General features: G+C 70.7%; 23 protein-coding genes. 11 read left to right on the top strand and 12 right to left on the bottom strand.

What is annotated here, in order from left to right; translation table 11 throughout:
- Positions 1 to 30 precede the first annotated feature (30 nt).
- The 4 genes from ACTJLF_RS19625 to ACTJLF_RS19610 are packed head-to-tail and all read left to right on the top strand — an operon-like array spanning position 31 to position 2709.
- Entirely contained in the window at positions 31 to 321 is a 291-nt protein-coding gene (locus ACTJLF_RS19625) for a FixH family protein (RefSeq protein WP_145760106.1), read from the top strand.
- Positions 318 to 584, top strand: coding sequence for a hypothetical protein (locus ACTJLF_RS19620; RefSeq protein ID WP_440883758.1), 267 nt, complete (start codon positions 318 to 320; stop codon positions 582 to 584). The genes ACTJLF_RS19625 and ACTJLF_RS19620 overlap by 4 nt, the downstream gene beginning before the upstream one ends.
- The gene (gene hemN / locus ACTJLF_RS19615) at positions 581 to 2005 is read left to right on the top strand and encodes an oxygen-independent coproporphyrinogen III oxidase (RefSeq protein WP_440883757.1); all 1425 of its coding nucleotides are present in this window, start codon (positions 581 to 583) and stop codon (positions 2003 to 2005) included. Before ACTJLF_RS19620 ends, hemN begins: the two co-directional genes overlap by 4 nt.
- A 2-nt stretch (positions 2006 to 2007) precedes the next feature.
- Positions 2008 to 2709, top strand: a complete 702-nt coding sequence (locus tag ACTJLF_RS19610; protein WP_440883756.1) for a sulfite exporter TauE/SafE family protein — start codon at positions 2008 to 2010, stop codon at positions 2707 to 2709.
- Here ACTJLF_RS19610 and ACTJLF_RS19605 read toward each other — a convergent pair.
- Complete coding sequence (locus ACTJLF_RS19605; protein WP_440883755.1) at positions 2678 to 2956, bottom strand: hypothetical protein; 279 nt, start codon at positions 2954 to 2956, stop codon at positions 2678 to 2680. The two genes, ACTJLF_RS19610 and ACTJLF_RS19605, sit on opposite strands and share 32 nt — an antisense overlap.
- 169 nt (positions 2957 to 3125) lie before the next feature.
- A complete protein-coding gene (locus ACTJLF_RS19600; protein WP_440883754.1) occupies positions 3126 to 3329 on the bottom strand; it encodes a YgaP family membrane protein in 204 nt (67 codons plus the stop codon).
- Between the two features lie 184 nt (positions 3330 to 3513).
- Between ACTJLF_RS19600 and ACTJLF_RS19595 the strand changes: the two genes are divergently transcribed.
- Both ACTJLF_RS19595 and ACTJLF_RS19590 read left to right on the top strand, forming a co-directional pair.
- Positions 3514 to 4338 carry a universal stress protein gene (locus tag ACTJLF_RS19595; protein WP_145759976.1) on the top strand — a complete coding sequence of 275 codons (825 nt, stop codon included), beginning with the start codon at positions 3514 to 3516 and terminating at the stop codon, positions 4336 to 4338.
- A 7-nt stretch (positions 4339 to 4345) separates the two neighbouring features.
- On the top strand, positions 4346 to 5698 hold the full coding sequence (locus ACTJLF_RS19590) for an MBL fold metallo-hydrolase RNA specificity domain-containing protein (RefSeq protein ID WP_145759977.1): 1353 nt from the start codon (positions 4346 to 4348) through the stop codon (positions 5696 to 5698).
- Between the two features lie 24 nt (positions 5699 to 5722).
- On the opposite strand, the gene ACTJLF_RS19585 is transcribed toward ACTJLF_RS19590, so the two are convergent.
- From ACTJLF_RS19585 to ACTJLF_RS19570, 4 genes are all read right to left on the bottom strand, one after another.
- Complete coding sequence (locus ACTJLF_RS19585) at positions 5723 to 6712, bottom strand: zinc-dependent alcohol dehydrogenase family protein (protein WP_145760109.1); 990 nt, start codon at positions 6710 to 6712, stop codon at positions 5723 to 5725.
- 99 nt (positions 6713 to 6811) lie between these two features.
- Positions 6812 to 7531: an acetoacetyl-CoA reductase gene (gene phbB / locus ACTJLF_RS19580; protein WP_440883753.1), complete on the bottom strand. Its 720-nt coding sequence runs from the start codon at positions 7529 to 7531 to the stop codon at positions 6812 to 6814.
- A 1-nt stretch (position 7532) separates the two neighbouring features.
- Entirely contained in the window at positions 7533 to 8186 is a 654-nt protein-coding gene (locus ACTJLF_RS19575; RefSeq protein ID WP_019657379.1) for a BON domain-containing protein, read from the bottom strand.
- A 135-nt stretch (positions 8187 to 8321) separates the two neighbouring features.
- Positions 8322 to 8825 (bottom strand): ornithine carbamoyltransferase, encoded by a 504-nt coding sequence (locus tag ACTJLF_RS19570; protein ID WP_440883752.1) that lies wholly within the window; start codon positions 8823 to 8825, stop codon positions 8322 to 8324.
- Positions 8826 to 9059: 234 nt separating this feature from the next.
- Here ACTJLF_RS19570 and ACTJLF_RS19565 point away from each other — a divergent pair, with 234 nt between their 5' ends.
- Positions 9060 to 9830, top strand: coding sequence for a Crp/Fnr family transcriptional regulator (locus ACTJLF_RS19565; RefSeq protein WP_309936498.1), 771 nt, complete (start codon positions 9060 to 9062; stop codon positions 9828 to 9830).
- 27 nt (positions 9831 to 9857) lie between these two features.
- Here the strand turns inward: ACTJLF_RS19565 and ACTJLF_RS19560 are convergent, their stop codons facing one another.
- The 3 genes from ACTJLF_RS19560 to ACTJLF_RS19550 all read right to left on the bottom strand — a co-directional run bounded on the left by ACTJLF_RS19560 (position 9858) and on the right by ACTJLF_RS19550 (position 15218).
- The gene (locus ACTJLF_RS19560; RefSeq protein ID WP_440883751.1) at positions 9858 to 11975 is read right to left on the bottom strand and encodes a PAS domain S-box protein; all 2118 of its coding nucleotides are present in this window, start codon (positions 11973 to 11975) and stop codon (positions 9858 to 9860) included.
- Complete coding sequence (locus ACTJLF_RS19555) at positions 11968 to 12696, bottom strand: winged helix-turn-helix domain-containing protein (RefSeq protein WP_145759980.1); 729 nt, start codon at positions 12694 to 12696, stop codon at positions 11968 to 11970. Before ACTJLF_RS19555 ends, ACTJLF_RS19560 begins: the two co-directional genes overlap by 8 nt.
- A 131-nt stretch (positions 12697 to 12827) precedes the next feature.
- Positions 12828 to 15218, bottom strand: coding sequence for a phosphoketolase family protein (locus ACTJLF_RS19550; protein ID WP_440883750.1), 2391 nt, complete (start codon positions 15216 to 15218; stop codon positions 12828 to 12830).
- A gap of 188 nt (positions 15219 to 15406) precedes the next feature.
- Between ACTJLF_RS19550 and ACTJLF_RS19545 the strand changes: the two genes are divergently transcribed.
- Positions 15407 to 15793 (top strand): hypothetical protein, encoded by a 387-nt coding sequence (locus tag ACTJLF_RS19545; RefSeq protein WP_440883749.1) that lies wholly within the window; start codon positions 15407 to 15409, stop codon positions 15791 to 15793.
- The gene (locus ACTJLF_RS19540) at positions 15790 to 16644 is read left to right on the top strand and encodes a universal stress protein (protein ID WP_440883748.1); all 855 of its coding nucleotides are present in this window, start codon (positions 15790 to 15792) and stop codon (positions 16642 to 16644) included. The genes ACTJLF_RS19545 and ACTJLF_RS19540 overlap by 4 nt, the downstream gene beginning before the upstream one ends.
- Positions 16645 to 16719: 75 nt before the next feature.
- Here the strand turns inward: ACTJLF_RS19540 and ACTJLF_RS19535 are convergent, their stop codons facing one another.
- Genes ACTJLF_RS19535 through ACTJLF_RS19525 form a run of 3 tightly spaced genes read right to left on the bottom strand, consistent with a single transcriptional unit; the run spans position 16720 to position 18114 of the window.
- Entirely contained in the window at positions 16720 to 16941 is a 222-nt protein-coding gene (locus ACTJLF_RS19535) for a BON domain-containing protein (RefSeq protein ID WP_132752794.1), read from the bottom strand.
- A 31-nt stretch (positions 16942 to 16972) separates the two neighbouring features.
- Positions 16973 to 17608 carry a hypothetical protein gene (locus tag ACTJLF_RS19530; RefSeq protein ID WP_440883747.1) on the bottom strand — a complete coding sequence of 212 codons (636 nt, stop codon included), beginning with the start codon at positions 17606 to 17608 and terminating at the stop codon, positions 16973 to 16975.
- A 44-nt stretch (positions 17609 to 17652) separates the two neighbouring features.
- Complete coding sequence (locus tag ACTJLF_RS19525) at positions 17653 to 18114, bottom strand: universal stress protein (RefSeq protein ID WP_440883746.1); 462 nt, start codon at positions 18112 to 18114, stop codon at positions 17653 to 17655.
- Between the two features lie 232 nt (positions 18115 to 18346).
- On the opposite strand from ACTJLF_RS19525, the gene ACTJLF_RS19520 reads away from it, so the two are divergent.
- Positions 18347 to 18823, top strand: a complete 477-nt coding sequence (locus ACTJLF_RS19520) for a universal stress protein (RefSeq protein WP_440883745.1) — start codon at positions 18347 to 18349, stop codon at positions 18821 to 18823.
- Positions 18804 to 20096, top strand: coding sequence for an efflux RND transporter periplasmic adaptor subunit (locus ACTJLF_RS19515; protein ID WP_440883744.1), 1293 nt, complete (start codon positions 18804 to 18806; stop codon positions 20094 to 20096). Before ACTJLF_RS19520 ends, ACTJLF_RS19515 begins: the two co-directional genes overlap by 20 nt.
- Positions 20097 to 20106: the final 10 nt, after the last annotated feature.

Below are 20106 nucleotides of genomic sequence, written 5' to 3'. Positions count from 1 at the left end.
TCTGGAATGAATGCAGCAACCGGTTCGACGATGAACGCGCTGGCCGCCGAAGCGCTCGAGGCGCACAAGCCCTGGTGGCGCCATCCGCTGCTGTGGATGGTGATCGGCGGCCCGGTGGCCGTGATGATCGCGAGCTTCGTGACCTTCTGGCTGGCCTGGCGAAGCCCCGATGCGCTGGTGTCCGAGGACTACTACCGCGAGGGCATCGAGATCAACAAGACGCTGGCCGGCAAGCGCCACCTCCCCGCGCTGACGGGCCGCAACCACGCGATGACGCCTGCGGAAGACGTGCCCTCCGCGGGTTCGAGGGCGGCGCCATGAACGCGATGCGGCTGGTCGCCGCCATCCTCTGGCCTTCCTTCCTGGTGGCCTGCGGCATGGAGGTGCTGGTCTTCGCGCTGGTCGATCCGATCAACACCTTCTGCGGCGCCGATGCGCTGCACATGACGCGGCAGGGCATCTATACGGGTGCCTTCTTCGTCTTCTGGCTGATGGCCGCGGCCTCGAGCGCCTGCACGGTGCTGCTGACCGCGCCGCCTGCACCCGTGCAGCCCGACGCTCCCATGCGCACACCCACCCCATGACTTCCATTGCCCTCGCTCCCGACACCGGAACCGAAACCGGAACCGTGCAGGCCCCGCTGCCGATCGACCTGCTGCGGCAGTTCGACGTGCCCGGCCCGCGCTACACCTCCTATCCCACCGCGGACTGCTTCGTCGAGGCCTTCGGAGAGAACGACTACGTGCGTGCGCTGGCACAGCGCCGCGCAGCCGGCCCCGAGGCGCCGCCGCTGTCGCTGTACGTCCACATCCCCTTCTGCGAGTCGCTGTGCTACTACTGCGCCTGCAACAAGATCGTGACGCGCCACCGCGAATGGGGCCGCCAGTACCTCGCGTACCTCGGGCGCGAAGTCGAGCTGCAGGTCGCGCAGCTCGGCCGCAGCGCCACCGTGTCCCATCTGCACCTGGGCGGCGGATCGCCGACCTTCCTCGACGATGCGGAGCTCGGCGAGCTCATGGCGCTGCTGCACCGGGCCTTCGCCTTCGTGCCCGGCGGCGAGCGCTCCATCGAGATCGATCCGCGCACGGTGGACGCGCAACGGCTTTCCAACCTCGCGGCGCTCGGCTTCAACCGCCTGAGCTTCGGCGTGCAGGACTTCGACCCGGCCGTGCAGAAGGCGGTGCACCGCATCCAGCCCGCATCGCAGGTCTTCGCGCTGATGGACGAGGCCCGCTCGCTGGGCTTCGAGTCGATCAACGTGGACCTGATCTACGGCCTGCCGCGGCAGAACGACGCCTCGTTCGAGCGCACGCTCGCGCAGGTCTGCGAGCTGCGGCCCGACCGCATCGCGCTCTATGCCTACGCGCACCTGCCCGAGCGCTTCAAGCCGCAGCGGCGCATCCATGCCGAGGAACTGCCGGACGCTGCCGCGCGCGTGCGCATGCTCGCGAACGCCATCGCGAGGCTCACGGGCGCCGGCTACGTCTACATCGGCATGGACCATTTCGCGCTGCCCGACGATCCGCTCGCCGTCGCGAAGAAGCAAGGGCGGCTGCACCGCGACTTCCAGGGCTACGGCACGCGGCCCGAAGGCGACCTGATCGCGCTCGGCGTATCGGGCATCGGCCGCGTGGGCGCCACCTACAGCCAGAACGCCAAGAGCCTGGACGACTACCGCGCCTTGCTCGACCAGGGGTGCCTGCCGGTGGTGCGGGGCCTTGCGCTGTCGCGCGACGACCTGCTGCGGCGCGAGGTGATCATGGCGCTGATGTGCCGGGGGCGGCTCGACTTCGATGCCATCGGCGAAGCCTTCGCGGTCGACTTCCGGCGCTACTTCGCCACCGAGTTCGCGGCGCTCGGCCCGCTGGTCGCCGACGGCCTGGTGCGCCTGAGCGACCACGGCCTCGCGGTCACCGAGGAGGGCTGGTTCCTCGTGCGCGCGGTCGCGATGGTGTTCGACCGATACTGCCGCGCCAACCGCACGCGCTTCTCGCGCGTGGTCTGACCATGCAGGCCGCGCTCGCCGGTGCCGCGCTGCTCATGGGCCTTGCCGGCGGGCCGCACTGCGTGGCGATGTGCGGTGCCGCCTCGTCGGCGGTGATAAGGATCGTGCCGCTCACCGCCGCAGGTGGTGGCGCGGTGCCGGCACTCGCCGCGCCCGGTGCCTTCCATCTGGGCCGCGTCGCAAGCTACGCGGCGGCCGGCGCCATCGCGGCGGCCAGCGTCGACGGCCTCGCGCTGGCCAGCGCCCAGGTCGCCGCATTGCGGCCGCTGTGGGTGCTGCTGCACGTCTTCGTGTTCGCCTGGGGCGCGATGCTGGCCGTCACGGGGCGGCAGCCGCTGTGGGCGCGGCGCATCGGCCGCTCGCTCGAAGCGCGTCTTCGTCCGCATGCGGGGGGCACGGGGCTCGGCGTGCTCGCGGCCGGTCTGCTGTGGGTGGCGCTGCCGTGCGGGCTGCTCTATTCGGCGCTGATGCTGGCGGGCCTGGGCAGCGGGCCGTGGGAAGGCGCGATGCTGATGGCGTTGTTCGCGGTGGGAAGCGGGCTTTCGCTCGCGGTCGGTCCGTGGCTGTGGCGGCGCCTGCGCCTGGCCAGCGGTGCGGCGGGCCAGGCCTGGGGCGCACGGCTGGCGGGCGTGCTGCTGGCCGGCGCCGCCGCGCACGCCGTGGGCTCGGACCTCATGCGCCAGATCGATGCCTGGTGCCGATGAAACGCGTGGCCTCGCCCGGTGGCGCATCTGCGGCGAGGGTCTCCCACCCGCGAGGGGTGATGCGGGTCACCGTGGCCGCATCCTGGTGCGTGCAGTCGCCCGTGCCATGGCCCGGCTGCGAGACGGCGGGAGGAATGCGGGCCTCGACCTGACCCGCGGCCAGGAGCACGCGCAACCTGTCGATCATCGCGGGATCCGCCTCGCTGCAAGGCAGTCGCGAGGCGGCCAGCCTGCGCAGCAGGTTCATGCACATGGCAGCCTCCGTACGAAGCTCAGTCCAGCGTGAGCCACTTGATGAGGAGCTGGAACGCGAACCATAGCACTGCGCCACCCAGCGCGGCACACAGCACGATGAGCAGCAGCAGATGGACGGACATGCGGCCCTGCGTCGTTCGACGGATGCGCATCCGCCAGTCTCAGTGGCCGTCGCGCGGGCAGGTGCTGACGCCGAACAGCGTGTAGGCAGGGCAGTTGCCCACCACGCCCGTCAGCAGTGGCACCACGCCGATGTAGCCCCAGAACCCGATGGTTCCCCGCACCGCCAGGGCGATCATCAGCAGGCCTGCGCCAATGCGCAGCGCGCGGTCGAGGACTCCGACATTCTTCGTCAGGAAAGGCATGCGACATCTCCTTTGCACGATGGGAGCAAATCTTGCGTGCCGCGACCGTGGCGGGGGTTGAGGTGGATCAAGCCGTGGCGCGGGCTGCTGCGGTCCTGCGGCCGATTGACGCAGCGCAAGCCCGTGCGCGGCCCGCAGGCCTAAGGTCGCTTCCATCGCAAACCGCCTGTCCAGGAGAGCCTCCATGCAGACCCCCAAATCCATCCTGCTCCATCTCGACGGCTCGGCCCGCACGGTGGAGCGCATCAAGCTGGCCCGTGAGCTCGCCGAGACCTTCGAGGCAGAGGTCACGGCGCAGCCGTGCACCCTGTCCGCGCTCATGCGCTATCCGTACGCCATCGAAGCGGCCGCCGAGGCGGTCGCGATCATGCAGGAGATCGACAAGGACGCGCGCGACAAGATGCACGCCACCTTCATGCAGCACGGCGCGGGCTCGCCGCGCCTGCACTGGACCGAGCCCGAGAGCGACGGCCCGTGGGGCTTCGCCCGGCGCGCCCTGTACGCCGACCTGCTGGTCCTGGGGCAGCGCGACCGCAACGACCCGATGGACGGCGAGCTCCCCGGCGACTTCCTGCCCAGCCTGCTGGTGCAAAGCGGTCGGCCGGCGCTGGTGCTGCCCTACGCGGGGCCGGTCGGCCCGATCGGCAGCAAGGTGCTGGTGGCCTGGAAGGAGACGCGCGAGGCCGCGCGCGCCGTGAGCGCCGCACTGCCATGGCTGCGCAAGGCGGGCCGGGTGGATGCCGTGGCCTACGGCGAGGGCGCGAACGAATCGCTGCAGAGCCTGCGGGCCTACCTGCGGATGCAGGGCGTGGGCGAGGTCCGCCTGCATCCCGGTGGCGACAAGGAGGATGACGTCGGCAACCGCCTGCTCTCGCTGGCTGCCGACCTGAGCGCCGACCTGCTGGTGATGGGCTGCTATGGCCACAGCAGGGCGCGCGAGTGGGTGCTGGGCGGTGCCACGCTGTCCATGCTGCAGTGGATGACGCTGCCGGTGCTGATGTCCCACTGAGGCTTTCATGCGCATCGACTTCCTCGGTGGCACGGGCACCGTCACCGGCTCGAAGTACCTGCTGAGCCATGGCGGCCGGCGGCTGCTGGTCGATTGCGGGCTCTTCCAGGGGCTCAAGCAGCTGCGCCTGCGCAACTGGGACGTGCTGCCGGTCGATCCCGCGAGCATCGATGCCGTACTGCTCACGCACGCCCACATCGACCACAGCGGCTTCGTACCGCGTCTGGTCCGGCTCGGCTTCAAGGGGACCGTGTACTGCACGAAGGCCACACTGGAACTGTGCGAACTGCTGCTGCCTGATTCGGGCCGTCTGCAGGAGGAGGATGCCGACTATGCCAACCGGCACGGCCATTCGAAGCACAAGCCCGCGCTGCCGCTGTACACCGAGCAGGAGGCGCGTGCGGCGCTCGGACGCTTCGAGGCCGTGGACTTCGGCCAGGAGTGTTCCCCGTGGCCCGGATGGTCCTGGCAGCTGGCCAGGGCCGGCCACATCCTCGGCGCGGGCAGCCTGCGCGTCGGCTGGGGCGGCGCGAGCATCCTCTTCTCGGGCGATCTGGGGCGCAGCCAGGACCTGCTGATGCGTCCGCCCGAAGTGGCCCGCCCCGCGGAGTACGTGGTGATGGAATCCACCTACGGCGACCGCAGGCATCCCACGGCCGACACGCTCACCGAGCTCGCGGGCGTGATCAACCGCACCGCCGCGCGCGGCGGCATCGTGCTGATCCCGGCCTTCGCCGTCGGACGGGCACAGACGCTGCTGCACTGCATCCACCTGCTCAAGGACGCGCACCGCATCCCGGACATGCCGGTGTACCTGAACAGCCCGATGGCGACCGACGCCACACGCATCTACAGGAAGCACTGCGACGAGCATCGGCTGAGCGCGCAGCAGTGCGCGACGATGCTGGGGAAGACCATCGTCGTCAACACGGTCGAGGAATCGATACGGCTGAACACCCTGGCCTTTCCGTCGATCATCGTCTCCGCCAGCGGCATGGCCACCGGCGGGCGGGTACTCCACCACCTGAAGGCCTACGCGCCCGATGCCCGCAACACCATCCTGTTCGCGGGCTTCCAGGCGGCCGGCACGCGCGGTGCCGCCATGGTGGCCGGTGCCGAGGCGGTCAAGATCCATGGCGCCTACGTGCCGGTGCGCGCGGAGGTCGCGAACCTGGAGACGCTGTCGGCCCACGCCGACCGGGAGGAGCTGCTCGCGTGGCTCGACGCCCAGCAGGCGCCTCGGCGCGTGTTCGTCACGCATGGAGAACCGGTGGCCGCGGACGCGCTGCGGCTGGCCATCGAGGAGCGCCACGGCTGGCCGTGCACCGTGCCCGAATACCGCGAATCGCTGGAACTCTGAGCCGGGGATCACGGCGGCGGCGCATCAGGGCACCAGCACCGCGGCGCCCTCGATGCGGCCGGCGCGCAGATCGGCCAGCGCTTCGTTGGCCTGCGCGAGCGGATAGGTCGTGACGTGGACCTGCAGCGGATGCGTCTGCACGAAGTCGAGGAATTCCCGCGCATCCGCGCGCGTGAGGTTGGCCACCGAGACCACGCTGCGTTCCTCCCACAGCAGCCGGTACGGAAAGGCGGGAATGTCGCTCATGTGAATGCCCCCGCACACCACCCGGCCACCCTTGTGCACCACGCGCAGCGCCGCGGGCACCAGCTCGCCGGCGGGCGCGAAGATGATGGCGGCATCCAGGAGCTCGGGCGGGCGCTCGTTCGAGCCGCCGGCCCAGGCGGCCCCCAGGCTGCGCGCGAAGGCCTGTGTCGCCGTGTCCCCGGCTCGGGTGAAGGCGCAGACCTCGCGCCCCTGCGCAACCGCCGCCTGCGTCACCAGGTGCGCTGCGGCGCCGAATCCGAAGATGCCCAGCCGCTGTGCGCCGTCGCCCGCGGCCTTGAGGCTGCGCCAGCCGATCAGGCCCGCGCACAGCAGCGGGGCGATGCGCGCGGCGTCGGTCTCGGGCATGGCAAGCGGCAGGCAGAACGCCGCCTCAGCGATCACATGGCTCGCGAAGCCGCCGTCGCGGTGATAGCCCGTGAAGCGGGGCGTGTCGCAAAGGTTCTCGCGGCCGTCCGCGCAGAAGGCGCAGCAGCCGCAGCTGTGGCCCAGCCATGGCACGCCCACGCGGTCGCCGATGCGATGGCCCTGTCCGCCCGCACCCATGGCCTCCACGATGCCGACGATCTCGTGCCCCGGCACGATGGGCAGCAGCGGCAGCGGCAGCTCGCCATCGACCACGTGCAGGTCGGTGCGGCAGACTGCGCATGCCAGCACGCGCAGGCGCAGCTCGCCCGGGCCGGGCTGCGGGATGTTGCGCCGCTCGAGTTGCAGCGGCAGCAGCGCCGCGTTCAGCACCATGGCCCGCATGGTCGGCGCGACTGCACAGGCCGGCTCGATGTCGCGCGTCTCGGAGGTGTTGCGCATGGAGGGCTCGCGCTCGTGATGGGCGAAGTTCCGGGCCGCCGCCTAGGCCATGTACTTGCCGCCGTTGATCGACAGGGTGATGCCGTTGATGAACGCGGACTCGTCGGCGACGAGAAACACGACGCCGCGCGCGATCTCGGCGGGCGTGGCGAGGCGGCCGGCCGGAATGTCCGACAGGATCCTCGCCATCATCTCGGGTGCGACCGCCCCCACCATGGGGGTGTCGGTGTAGCCCGGCGCGACCACGTTCGCGGTGATGTTGCGCGAGGCGCCTTCCAGCGCGAGCGACTTGGTGAGGCCGACGAGCCCGGCCTTCGTGGCCGCGTAGTTCACCTGGCCCGCCTGCCCGGACAGTCCGTTGACCGAGCCCATGTTCACGATCCGGCCGAAGCGGCGTTCGCGCATGCCGCCGATGACGGCGTGGCACATGTTGAAGCAACCGCCGAGATTGACCTCCAGCACCTCGCGCCACTGCTCGAGGTTCATCCTGTGCAGCATCGTGTCGCGGGTGATGCCGGCGTTGTTGACCAGCACGTCGATGGGACCGAGCTCGGCCTCGACGCGCGCGACGCCGGCCTGGCAGGCCGCATGTTCCGCCACGTTCCATGCGAACGCCGGGATGCCGGTGCGCGCGGCGAAGGCCTGCGCGGCCTCCGTGCGGTTGGCGAAGTTCACCGCCACGCGGTAGCCCGCCGCCTGCAGGGCCTCGGCCGTGGCCGCCCCGATGCCCGAGGTCCCGCCGGTGACGAGCGCGACGCGCATCTCAGGCGTCCACGAGCAGGTCGTTCACCACGACCGTGACGCCCGGCGTGGACCAGGCAGCGCCTTGCACGGCGTCGCGTTCCGACCACGAATGGACGGTGCCGCGCAGCGTGACGTGGGAGCCGTCCACCGCAATGGAAAGCTTGCGGGCCTCGCGGTCGGCCTGGCGCGAGAGCGCGTCGTGGATCTTCTTCTCGACGTCGGCGGGGCTCACCCTGGGCTTGACCTTCACGAGGTTCGACACGCCGGTCACGCCCATCAGGTCGCGCACGGCCACTTCGGCGGCGCTGCGCTGGTAGTCCCACTCGACCTCGCCGGTCAGGCTGAGCCAGCCCTTCTCGACCATCGGGTGGATCTTTCCGTCGGGCACGAGCGCGTTCCATTCGAGCGCGCGTTCGGCCGCCAGCGCGATGTCCGCGTCCGTGCGCTGGTTGTCGAAGGGCAGCTTCACCGTCAGTTCGACCGCCAGCGCCTTCACGCCGTAGACGCGCTGCACGGCGCGCTCGACCGCGTATTTCTCGGCATAGCTGGAGAGATGGCCGGTGAGCGTGACCACGCCGTCCTTGACGATCACGCCGATGTCGGAGGATTTGACCTCGGGAGCCCAGTTCAGCTCGGCCTGGATGTCGTTGCGCAATTGGGTATCGGTCTTCATGGTGGGATTCCTTGCGTTGGATGGATGGAGCCGGTCGTCCTGGCGCAGCCCTGGCGGCCGTGGAATCCACTGTAGGAAGGGCGCGGGAAAGGCGTCTTGCGCTGGATCAAGCGTGGGCGCACCCGGCCTTGCGCCTCATCCGATCGCTTCGAGCAGCATCGCCTGGAGGATGAAGCGGCGGTTGTCGGCCGGCAGGGTCGCGTCCGAGAGCAGTTCCGCAAGCTGGCTGGCCGGGTGGGTCTTCATCGCGGCACCCTCGAAGACCGGAATGCCGGCGTGCTGCCCGATGCACCGCACGAGCGCGGGGTCGAGCCCCTGGCATTCGATGGCGTCGTAGAGGCGCCCGAGCATGCGGGCCGTGTGCTGCACTTCCTGCGGCGTGCTCGCCGCCGACAGGCTCGAGCGCATCACCGCCACGTGGGCGCCGAGCTCCTCGGCGGCGCGGCGGAAGAAGGCCAGCGATTCGGCGGGCTGCGCCTCGTAGACCAGCCCCAGGTTCTTGCCGCGCAGCAGCGGGCGCGTGGTGCCGTCGACGCAGGCCTGCTGAAGGATGCGCGCGCGGGCCAGCAGGCTCGCCGCGTTGAGCGGGGAGAGCTTGAGGTCGGCCTCGGGACTGCGGACGGTATGGGTAGGCGGCATAGGGCGTGTCAATGTGCGACCTGCCGAGGGTAGGGGGGCGGGTGGTCCCCTGTTTGATGCAGCGCAAGCCATGGCACGCCAGCGTGTGAACTGCAGCACGCCGCGGGCCCTTGATACACGCCGGACACATTGCATTCACCGAGCGTTACGCAGCGATTCCGACCGTTGTCATTGCGTTGCCGAGGGCTTCCTAGCATTCCTCCATCGACACGCAAGAACCACCAAGGAACGAAGATGCTCGACACCGCCGCCGCCTCGAAGATTGCTCCTTCTTCCCCATGTCCGGGGATGCCCGCTGCCGCCGGCCACGATGGCGGGAACCGCAGCACCGCCGAGACGCTCCGGCTGCTCGGCGAGCAGCTCAGGCCGCAGCGCCGCGTGGTCCACATGGGCGACACGATCTACCAGGCCGGCGAGCGCTTCGGCAATCTCTACATCCTGAACTCGGGCTTCTTCAAGATCGTGAACCTGTCGGCCGACGGGCGCGAGCAGGTGGTGGGACTGAAGTTCCGCGGCGACTGGCTCGGCTTCGACGGCATCGCCGGCGGGCGCTATTCGTGCGACGCGGTGTCCATGGACACCGGAGAGGTCTGGGTGGTTTCGTACGAGGCGCTGCTGGCAGCCTGCATCACCCGTCCCGAGCTGCTGCAGGTACTGCACGCCGCGATGAGCCGAGAGATTTCGCACGACCGGGATTCGCTGATGTCCGTGTGCACCCTTCCGGCCGATGCCCGGGTCGCTGATTTCCTGCGCTACTGGGCCGAGTCGCTCGCGGAGCGCGGCATGCGCGCCGACGAGATCACGCTGCGCATGACGCGCGCCGAGATCGGCAACTACCTGGGCATGACCCTCGAGAGCGTCAGCCGCGCGCTGTCGCGCCTGGCGCGCGACAACGTCATCGGGTTCGCGACCAAGGGGCGCCGCGATGTACAGATTCCCGATGTGGGCGCCCTCTCCGCATTCGTGCAGCGCTGCCTGGCGCCTGCGCCCGCGATGCTGCAGTAGCCGCAGTAGCGCAGGCTGCGGCGGCGCTCAGTCCCGGCCGGCCAGGACCCTCGCCATGGCCTGCGCCAGTTCCGATCGCGTGTAGGGCTTGCGAAGCAGTTCCCAGCTCTGCGGCACCTCGCGGTCGGCATCGAGCAGTTCCGACGAGAAACCCGACATCAGCAGCACCGCGACCCCCGGGAGGCGCTGCTGCACCTCGGCGGCCAGCCGCGTGCCGCGCATGCCGGCGCCCAGCGCGATGTCGCTGAGCAGCAGGTCGAAGTCGCCGGCGCCCGCATCCAGTGCAGCCAGCGCCTGTTCGGCGGTGGGGGCCGCGATGACGATCTCGCAGCCCAGCGTGTGCAGGAAGTTCTCCACCACCTTGCGGACTTCAGCGTCGTCCTCGACCAGCATCACCCGCAGGCCGGGCGCGAGCGCATCGCCACCATGCTCTTCCATCGCGGCGGGCGCGCAGGCCTCCTGCTGCTGCGGGAGGTAGAGCGTCACCGTGGTGCCCCGGCCGATCTCGCTGTCGATCGCGACGGCGCCGCGCGACTGGTTGACGAAGCCGTACACCGTGCTCAGCCCGAGCCCCGTGCCGCGACCCGCCTCCTTGGTGGTGAAGAAGGGCTCGAAGGCCCGTTCCTTGACTTCGTCGGACATGCCGCTGCCGCTGTCCGCGATGGAGATCGCGACGAAGTGCGCGGCGGTGCCCGCCTGCGGTTCGTTGCGCTCGTTGCGAAGGACCGTCGGCAGCGCGCCGCAGATGGCAGTGCGGAAATGGAGCGTGCCGCCGTCGGGCATGGCGTCGCGCGCGTTGATCGCGATGTTGAGCAGTGCGGATTCCAGCTGGCCCGGGTCGGCCACTACCAGCGGTCGGCCGGGCGCCGTGGCGATCTCGATGCGGATGCGCTGGTCCAGCGTACGGCGCAGCATGTCGGCCAGCGAATGCAGCAGCGCGTGCGTGTCCACCGCCACCGGCTGCAGCACCTGCCGGCGCGAGAACGCCAGCAGCTTGCCCGTGAGCTCCGCACCGCGCCGCGAAGCGCGGGTGGCGGCGCCCAGCAGTTGCTGGGCGTAGCCGTCGTGCGCGAGGGCGGGCAGCTCCTCGAGGACCTGGAGGTTGCCCTGGATCACGGTGAGCAGGTTGTTGAAGTCGTGCGCGATGCCGCCGGTGAGCTGGCCGACGCTCTCCAGCCGCTGGGCATGGTTGAGCGCCTCCTCCGTCTGCATGCGCTGCAGGCTGGTCGCGAGCAGGCTCGACAGCGATTCGAGGAAGCGCACCTCCTCGTCGCCGAAGCGCTTGGACTCCCTGGAGCGCACCGAGAGCATCCCGGTGACGCGGCCCCGGTCGGACAGCGGCACTGCAAGTGCGCTCACCAGCCCGGCATCGAGGTAGGCCCCCGGCACGCGGAACCGCGTCTCCTTGCGGTAGTCCTGCACCACCACCGGCCGGTTCTGCGAGAGAACGAAGCCCGGCGGCGTGTCCGGACGGTTCGCCAGGCGCGCGCCGATCTCCTCGCCGGCGACCAGCCCGACCCCGCTGGCCACGCGGAACTCGGAGCGGCCCGCGTCGAGCAGCCACACCATCGCGACCTCCACCTCCAGGGCCTTGGCGATGATCTCCGGCACGTGCTCGAGCACCGCCTGCAGGTCGCGCGTGTCGACTGCGAGGCGGCCCAGCTGGGCCAGGTGCTCGCTGTAGCGCGCGCGTTGCAGCGCCTGCTTCACGCGCGGGTAGGCGCCGATGTCGCGGATGGCCGCGACGACGAATGGCAGGCCATGGTTCTGCAGCGGGCTCAGCGCGATCTCCACCATCACCTCGCTGCCGTCCTTGCGCTTGGCCACGAGCTCCATGTGCGTGCCCATGGGACGCGGGCGCGGGGCCCGGCCGTAGGCCTCGCGGTAGGAGGCGTGGCGCGGGCGGATGCTGTCGGGCACGAGCGCGTCGACGTTGAGGCCGAGGAGCTCGTCCGGTGCATAGCCCAGCAGCGCGGCCGCCGAGGGGTTGGCGAGCACGATGCCGCCGGACTGGTCCACCACGAGCAGCGAGTCGGGATATGCGGAGAAGAGCGAGCGGAAGACGCTGCCTTCGTCGATGCCGGACGGCAGGATCTGGCCGCTGCCGGCGGAGGGTTGGCGCGCCTCGCCGGCCGTGTCAGCCATGGGAAACCGGCGGGACCAGGATGTAGCCCGCCCCCCGCACCGACTTGATGAGCTGCGGATCCTCGGCGTCGGCCTCGATCTTCTTGCGCAGCCGGCCCACCTGCACGTCGATCGTGCGGTCGAAGGGCGCGGCCTCGCGCCCGCGCGTCTGTTCGAGCAGGAAGTCGCGCGACAGCACGCGGCCCGGATGGCGCGCAAAGGCCTGCAGCAGGTCGAACTCGCCGCCCGTCAAGGTCACCGGCTCGCCGCGCGGATTCATCAGGCTGCGCGCGGCGGTGTCGAGCTGCCAGCCGGCGAAGCACAGTTTGTCGGGGGAGGCGGACGCTGCAGCCGGCGCAGCGGGCATGGCCGGCGCGAGCCGCCGCAGCACCGCCTTCACGCGGGCCGCCAGCTCGCGCAGGTCGAAGGGCTTGGTCACGTAGTCGTCCGCGCCCACCTCGAGGCCCACGACCTTGTCCACCGCATCGCCGCGGCCCGTCACGATCACGAGGCCGCAATGCCAGCTCTCGCGCATCCGCCGCGCGATGGAGAAGCCGTCCTCGCCGGGCAGGCCCAGGTCGAGCAGCACGAGATCTGCGGGGTCGGACTCCATCAGCGCCATGAGGGCGCGGCCCTCATGCACCTGGGTGACGCGGAAGCCGTGGCCCTGGAGATAGTTGGCCAGCAACTGCGTGATGTCGATTTCGTCGTCCAGAACAACGATGTGGGGCGTGGTTTTCATGCGCTGGCAACAAGATGGGGCGCGGACTGCATGGGTGGTCCGGCCTGCGCTGAGCGTAGCACGCAGGCAGCGCCAAAGCACCTGCACCAGGGTACCCCCCGGGGTAGCCCGGTGCCGCGCCGCCAGCGCCGTCAACCTTCGCCGCACGGGGGCTGGCCGCGCCAGCGCCAGTCCTCGACCTCCGGCATGTCCTTGCCGTGGCGCGTGATGTAGGCCCTGTGCGCCAGCAGCCGGTCGCGCAGGTGCTGCTGCACGTGGCCGGCGCTGTCGCACAGGCCCGGTACGCGGGCGATCGCGTCGGCTGCGAGGTGGAAGCGGTCCAGCCGGTTGAGCACCGTCATGTCGAAGGGCGTGGTGGTGGTGCCTTCCTCGCAGTAGCCGTGCACGTGGAAGCCGGGATGGTTGCGCCGCTTGTAGATCAGCCGGTGGATCAGCGCCGGGTACCCGTGGAACGCGAAGATCACCGGCCGGCCGGTGGTGAAGATCGCATCGAAATCCGCATCGGGCAGCCCGTGCGGGTGAGCGTCCGGCGACTGCAGCGCCATCAGGTCGACCACGTTGACCACGCGCACCTTCAGCGACGGCAGCTTCCCGCGCAGCAGGTCGACGGCCGCGAGCGTCTCCAGCGTGGGCACGTCGCCGGCGCAGGCCATCACCACGTCGGGCGCGCCGCCTTCGTCGTTGCTCGCCCATTCCCAGATGCCCAGGCCCGCGGCGCAGTGGCGGGCCGCCGACTCGATGTCCAGCCACTGGGGCGCGGGCTGCTTGCCGGCCACGATGACGTTGACGTAGTCGCGGCTGCGCAGGCAATGGTCGACCACCGACAGCAGCGTGTTGGCGTCGGGCGGCAGGTACACGCGCACGACTTCCGCCTTCTTGCTTGCGACATGGTCGAGGAAGCCCGGGTCCTGGTGGCTGAAGCCGTTGTGGTCCTGGCGCCAGACGTGGCTCGTGAGCAGGTAGTTCAGCGAGGCGATCGGCCGGCGCCAGCCGATGCCGCGCGTCACCTTGAGCCACTTGGCGTGCTGGTTGAACATCGAGTCGACGATGTGGATGAAGGCCTCGTAGCACGAAAAGAAGCCGTGCCGCCCGGTCAGCAGGTAGCCCTCCAGCCAGCCCTGGCAAAGGTGTTCGCTCAGTACCTCCATCACGCGGCCGTCGGGCGAGAGGTTCTCGTCGCCCGGCCACACCTGCGCGGTCGTGGTCCGCCCGGTCACCTCGAACAGGGCCGAGAGCCGGTTCGAGGCGGTCTCGTCCGGTCCCATCACGCGGAAGTTGCACGCCTGCTCGTTGGCGCGCATGACCTCGCGCAGGAAGGTGCCCGCGACGCGCGTGGCTTCGGCGTCGCAGCCTCCCGGCGCCGCCACGGGAACCGCGTGCGCGCGAAAGGGCGGCAGCGCCAGGTCCTTCAGCAGCAGCCCGCCATTGGCGTGCGGATTGGCACTCATGCGGCGATCGCCCCGGGGTGCGATCGAGGCGATTTCGGGGCGCAGGGCGCCGTCGGCGTCGAACAGCTCCTGCGGGCGATAGCTCAGCAGCCACCGCTCCAGCAGCTCGATGTGCTGCGGCTTGGCCGAGAAGTCGGCGAGCGGAACCTGGTGCGCACGGAACGTGCCTTCGATCTGCACGCCGTCCACGTGGCGCGGGCCGGTCCAGCCCTTTGGGGAGCGCAGCACGATCATCGGCCACCGTGGGCGCACGTGGAAGCCGTTCGTGCGGGCATTGGCCTGGATGGCGCGGATGCCGTCCAGCGCAGTGTCCAGCGCCGCCGCCATCTGCCTGTGCATGTCGGCGGGCTCGTCGCCCACCACGAAGTACGGTTCGTGGCCGTAGCCGCGCAGCAGCTGCGTGAGTTCCTCCTCGCCGATGCGCGCCAGCACGGTCGGGCCGGCGATCTTGTAGCCGTTGAGGTGCAGCACCGGCAGCACCGCGCCGTCGCGCTCGGGGTTCAGGAACTTGTTGGAGTGCCAGCTCGCCGCCAGCGCGCCGGTCTCGGCTTCGCCGTCGCCCACCACGCAGCAGGCGAGCAGCGACGGGTTGTCGAACACGGCGCCGTACGCGTGCAGCAGCGAATAGCCAAGCTCGCCGCCCTCGTGGATGGAGCCCGGCGTCTCGGGCGCCGCGTGGCTCGGAATGCCGCCAGGAAACGAGAACTGCGTGAACAGCCGCTGCAGGCCTGCCGCGTCCCGTCCGACCTCCGGATAGACCTCGCTGTAGCTGCCTTCGAGCCATGTGTTGGCGACCACGCCCGGGCCGCCGTGGCCGGGGCCCGCGATGAAGATCGCGTCGAGGTCCCGGGCGTTGATGGCGCGGTTCATGTGGGCATAGACGAAGTTGAGGCCCGGCGTCGTGCCCCAATGGCCCAGCAGGCGCGGCTTGATGTGGTGCAGCGCGAGCGGCTCGCGCAGCAGCGGGTTGTCCATCAGGTAGATCTGGCCCACCGACAGGTAGTTGGCGGCGCGCCACCAGGCGTCGAGCAGCGTGAAGTCGTCCGGGACCGCCGTTTCGCGGGGAGAAGGCATGTCGATTTCCTGCGGAATGGATCGACGCTCCAGTATGGGCACATGGGTGCGCATCGGGTTGATGTCCGTCAAACCGGTAACAACCGATACAGCAGCCGCGGATTTGTGTTGTCTTGATCCCGCGCAAACCGGGCAGGGCGTCGCCGCGTCAGCATCCGGGCGAAGCCCTTCGGGCTGGAGGACACGCGATGAGCACCGACTTCACCTTCCCGCTGGCGCTGTGCAAGGCCCAGTACGGCATCTGTCTGCACGCGGTATCGATGTTCGAGACGATCGGCTCGCGGCTGCTGCAGGACTGCATCGCGCTGACCCGCGCCGAGACCGATGCGGTCATCCGCGCCGAGGACTGGTACGCGCTGGCCATGGCGCCGATGCAGGTATTCGGCCATTCGGAATCGGGCGAAGCCGCGCACATGCCGCGGCCCGCCGAACCCGCGCCGGTACAGGCACCGCCCTCGCGAAAGGCCGTGGTGAACCAGGCACTGCACACCCTGCACGACGCTCTGGCCACGGCGCCTGCCGCGCGCCGCGCCGCGGCAGGCCGCAGCGCACCTGCGGCAAGGCGGCACGCATGACGCTGTCGACCATCTCCGTGCACCTGGACCACACCGAGTGCTGCGAGGCACGCACGCGCCTGGCGGTGCAGCTTGCGAGGCTGCACGGGAGCCATCTCATGGGCATCGTGCCCACATGGACAACAGCCGCCGCCGGCACGGCCGTCCGTGGCGGAGGGCGGCTGGACGAAGCGATCGTCGAGGCCTCCCTGTACTTGCGCCGGCGTGCCGAAACCGTCGCCCATGTGTTCCGCAGCCGGACGAGGCCGGCGACGTTCTCGTGCGACGCAAGGCTGGTGGACGGCGATCCGGTGAGTGCCGTGGTCCACCATGGACGGGCCAGCGACCTGATCGTCGTCGGCCAGGCCGACATGTCAGCGGCGGTGAGCGACGCCGCGCGCCGACTGCCCGAGCAGGTCATGCTGGATGCAGGGCGGCCCGTACTCATCGTTCCGTGCGCAGGGTGCCGCCGTTCTTCGGGTTTCGACAGGATCCTGGTGGCCTGGGACGGAGGCCGGGAGGCATCGATGGCGATGCGCGGGGCCATGCCGCTGCTGCGCCGCGCCGCGCACGTCACGGTGCTGACCCTGCGACGCGGGGACTCGGCCGAGGCCTCGGCGCATGTGCCGGATGCGCCCCACCCGGCGGCACTGAGCGGCTGGCTGCTGCGCCACGGTGTGCAGGCCAGCGTCGAACGCCTCGCGACACCGCTGCGCATCGGCGACGCACTGCTGGACCGCGCCGAGGTGCTCGGCACCGACCTGCTCGTGATGGGAGGCTATGGCCACGCCCGCATGCAGGAGCAGTGGCTGGGCGGTGTGACCCGCGACGTGCTGACGCGAACCGGCATCCCCCTGCTGATGGCGCATTGAAACCTAACCAGGGCGCGCGCCGCTGCCGCGTCGCGGTCGGGCGGGCTCGCGCCCACAGCCGGAGGGTTGCGCTGCCTACCGCGGCGGCAGCACGACGAGCCTGTTCAGCAGCGTCGTCAGTCCCTCGGTGCGGCGTGCCGCCCGCTCGACGGCGGCGCGGTGCGCCTCGTCGGCCACCTGGCCGCGAAGGGTCACGACGCCGTCCTTGACGCACACGTCGACGTCGCAGCCGTTGACGGCCGGATCCCAGTTGAGCTGGGCGAAGACGTCGTGCCTGAGTTGGATGTCGGGATTCATGGGTCTTCCTCTGCGGCGACGGGCGCCGGCGTCACTTTCCTTCGGTGCCCGCGGCAGGGGGCTTGCGCTTCAGGGCCTCGGCGGTGCGCGCAGAGGCGTCGGCGGCGGCCCTGGCGGCCGAGCGCATCGCCTCCTCCGCCTTGTCGAGCGCTTCGCGCGTGGCTTGCGCCGCCTTCTCGGCCTCTTCCTTACCGGCCTGCGCGGACCGGCTCACCGATTCCTCCGCCCGGGCAAGGGCCTCCTTCGACGCCAGCGCTGCCTTGCGGCTTTCTTCCTGGGCGGCCTGCGCGGCGTCCCTGCCTTCGTCGATGGCCTTGGCGGCCGACAGGGCGGTCTTTTCCTCCAGGCGCGTCGCTGCCTGGGCCGCCTTGCGTGCAGCCTGGCGGATGCCCTCGGCCAAAGCCCTCGATACCTTGCCGGTGGTGGCCTTGCCCATGTCGGCGGCGGCCTTGGCGGCATCCGCTGCCTTGCGGGCCGCCTTTTCCGCATCGCGCGCGGCCCGGCTGGCCGCTGCGCGCGTCGCCTTGCCCGCCTCTTGCGCCGCTCGTTGCGTTGCGCTCTCGGGCGGGCTGAGCTGGCCGGGTGCGGCGTAGTCGGCAGCGAATGCGCAGGCGCCGGCGGCGAGGGTCGCGCACGCCATCAGGTTGCGAAGTGTGTGGGAGTTCATGCGTCTTCCGTTGGTTCAAGGGTGGTGTGGGGCGGCCTGTGCATTCAGCTCGGCGTCGCCGCGGCGCGCACCAGCAGCACCGGCACCGGGCTGCTTCGCGCCACGCGGTCGGCGTCGCTGCCGAGTGCCAGCCGGCTGAAGCCGCGGCGGCCGTGGGTTCCCATGACGATCAGGTCGCAGGCCGCCTTGGCGGCCTCTTCGGTCACGACCTCGGCGATGCGGCCCTGCGTGATCTCGCGCGGCACGGTCTCGGCCTCCACGCCGGCAGCGGTCGCCCTGGCCTGGGCACGCCCGAGGACGGATTCGCCGTATTCGCGCGCCTTCTGCAGGCCCGCCTCGAAACTGGAGACGCTCGACATCTCGATCAGCATGGGAAAGTCGTCGATCACGTGGAGCAGGCGCAGCCTGCTCCCGAGTTCGGCTGCCAGGCGGATGGCTTCCTGCAGGCCGCAGTCGGCCGTGGGGCTGCCATCCACCGGAACCAGCACGTGCTTGTAGACGGACATGGGTTTCTCCTCGGGTCCTCGGGGCCGCCTGCAACAGGCACCTGCCGCCGGCCCCGGCGCGACGGGCAGCCAGATTCTTCCGTCGCGCGCCGAGCCCGGGCTTGCGCCACATCAACATCGCCATGGCGCTGCCGGCGGCTTGATGTGCGTCAAGCCGCCCGGCGTCGGCGCACGGAGACTGCAGCCGAGCCGACCCCACCCGAGCCACACCGCCGCACGACCGGAAGCTGCCATGCCCGCCCGTATCCTCGTCCCGCTGGACAGCAGCACCGCTTCGCTGCGCGGACTGGACGAAGCCATCCGTCTCGCGGTGCGCGATGGCTGCGCACTGCGGCTCGTGCACGTCGTGGACACCGCGAGATGCGTCGGCCGCCGCAAGCCCGCGGGCGCAGACCTGATCCCGTGGATGGAGCAGGCCGGCATGCAGGTTCTGCAACTGGGCCGCGCACGTGCCGAGGCCGCCGGTATCGCCGCGCAGACCCTGCTCTTCACGGCGGGGGCGGACCGTATCGCGGACCTCGTCGTCGAGCAGGCCGGGGCCTGGAAGGCGGGAATCATCGTGATCGGCACGAACGGGCGGCGCCGTGGTCTCGGAAACGCCGTGCGGGCCGCCACAACGATCCCGGTGCGGCTCGTGGTGCATGCGGCACGGCCGATGAAGGAGTCCGGCAGCTTGCCGGCGCAAGAAGATGCCGCAGCCGTCGCCTGAATCGCCACGCCGCGCATGGACTGCTCGGCTGTGGACGGCCGTCAGGCCCCGCATCGCGATCGCCCTCGTCGCGCTGGGCGCGATCGCGGCCGTTGCGTGGCTGGCGCCTCGGTTCCTGCTCGGGCCGCGCGTGGAGGCGACGTTGGTGGTGCGGCGAGACTTCGTGCAGTCGGTGGTCGCGAGCGGGCATGTGGAGGCGCCGCATCGCGTGAACATCGGCGTCCAGGTCACGGGTGTCGTGAGGGCCGTGCCTGTGGCGGAGGGCCAGCATGTGCGCGCGGGGCAGGTGCTGATCGAACTCGACAGCGCGGAGTGGTCGGCCGCGCTCTCGCAGGCCGAGGCAGCCGTGTCCCAGGCGAGGGCGCGGCTGCGGCAGTTGCGCGAGGTGCAGGCGCCTGTGGCGGCGCAGACCGTGCGGCAGGCCGAGGTCAACCTGGAAAACGCGCGCGCTCAGCTGCGCCGCAACACGGACCTGTTCCGCCAGGGCTTCATGGGACAGGCCGCGCTGGACGAGCTGCGCAAGGCGGCGGAGCTCGCCGAATCGCAGCTGCGTGCGAGCCGCAGCCAGCTCCAAAGCGCGCGCGAGGGCGGCAGCGACCACGCGATGGCCGAGACCGCGCTGGCGCAGGCGGTGGCGGGCGCGGCCGTGGCCCGCTCCCGCCTGGTCTACGCCACGGTCGCCGCACCGGTGGAGGGAACGCTGATCGACCGCGCGGTGGAACCCGGCGACGTGGTGCAGCCGGGCAAGGCGCTGATGGTGCTGTCGCCGGCCGGCAAGACGCAGCTGGTGGTGCAGATCGACGAGAAGAACCTCCAGATGCTCGCGCCGGGCCAGAAGGCCATTGCCTCGGCCGACGCCTACCCGGGCCAGCGAATGCTCGCCGAACTGGTCTACATCAATCCAGGCGTGGACGTGCAGCGCGGCTCGGTCGAGGTGAAGCTCGACGTCCCGCAGCCGCCGGCCTACCTGCGCCAGGACATGACCGTGTCGGTCGACATCCAGGTCGCGCAGCGGCAGCAGGCGGTGCTGGTTCCGTCCGATGCGCTGCGCGACGCGGACCTCGCCTCGGCGTGGGTGCTGAAGGTCGATGGCCGTCACGCGCGGCGCCAGCCGGTGCGGCTGGGGCTTCGTGGCGGCGGCTTCGCCGAGGTGCTCGACGGGCTGAGCCCTGGCGACCTGGTGCTGTCGGCGAAGGCGCAGGGCATTGCAAGCGGCTCACGCCTGCGCGCGATCGCCGTGCAGCCGCCGGACGCGCGCGCGCCCTCGCCGTGAAGCGCTGAAG

Source organism: Variovorax sp. 22077 (assembly GCF_052044195.1).
GTDB lineage: Bacteria > Pseudomonadota > Gammaproteobacteria > Burkholderiales > Burkholderiaceae_C > Variovorax > Variovorax atrisoli.
This window is presented reverse-complemented; position numbering and strand designations above follow the sequence as displayed.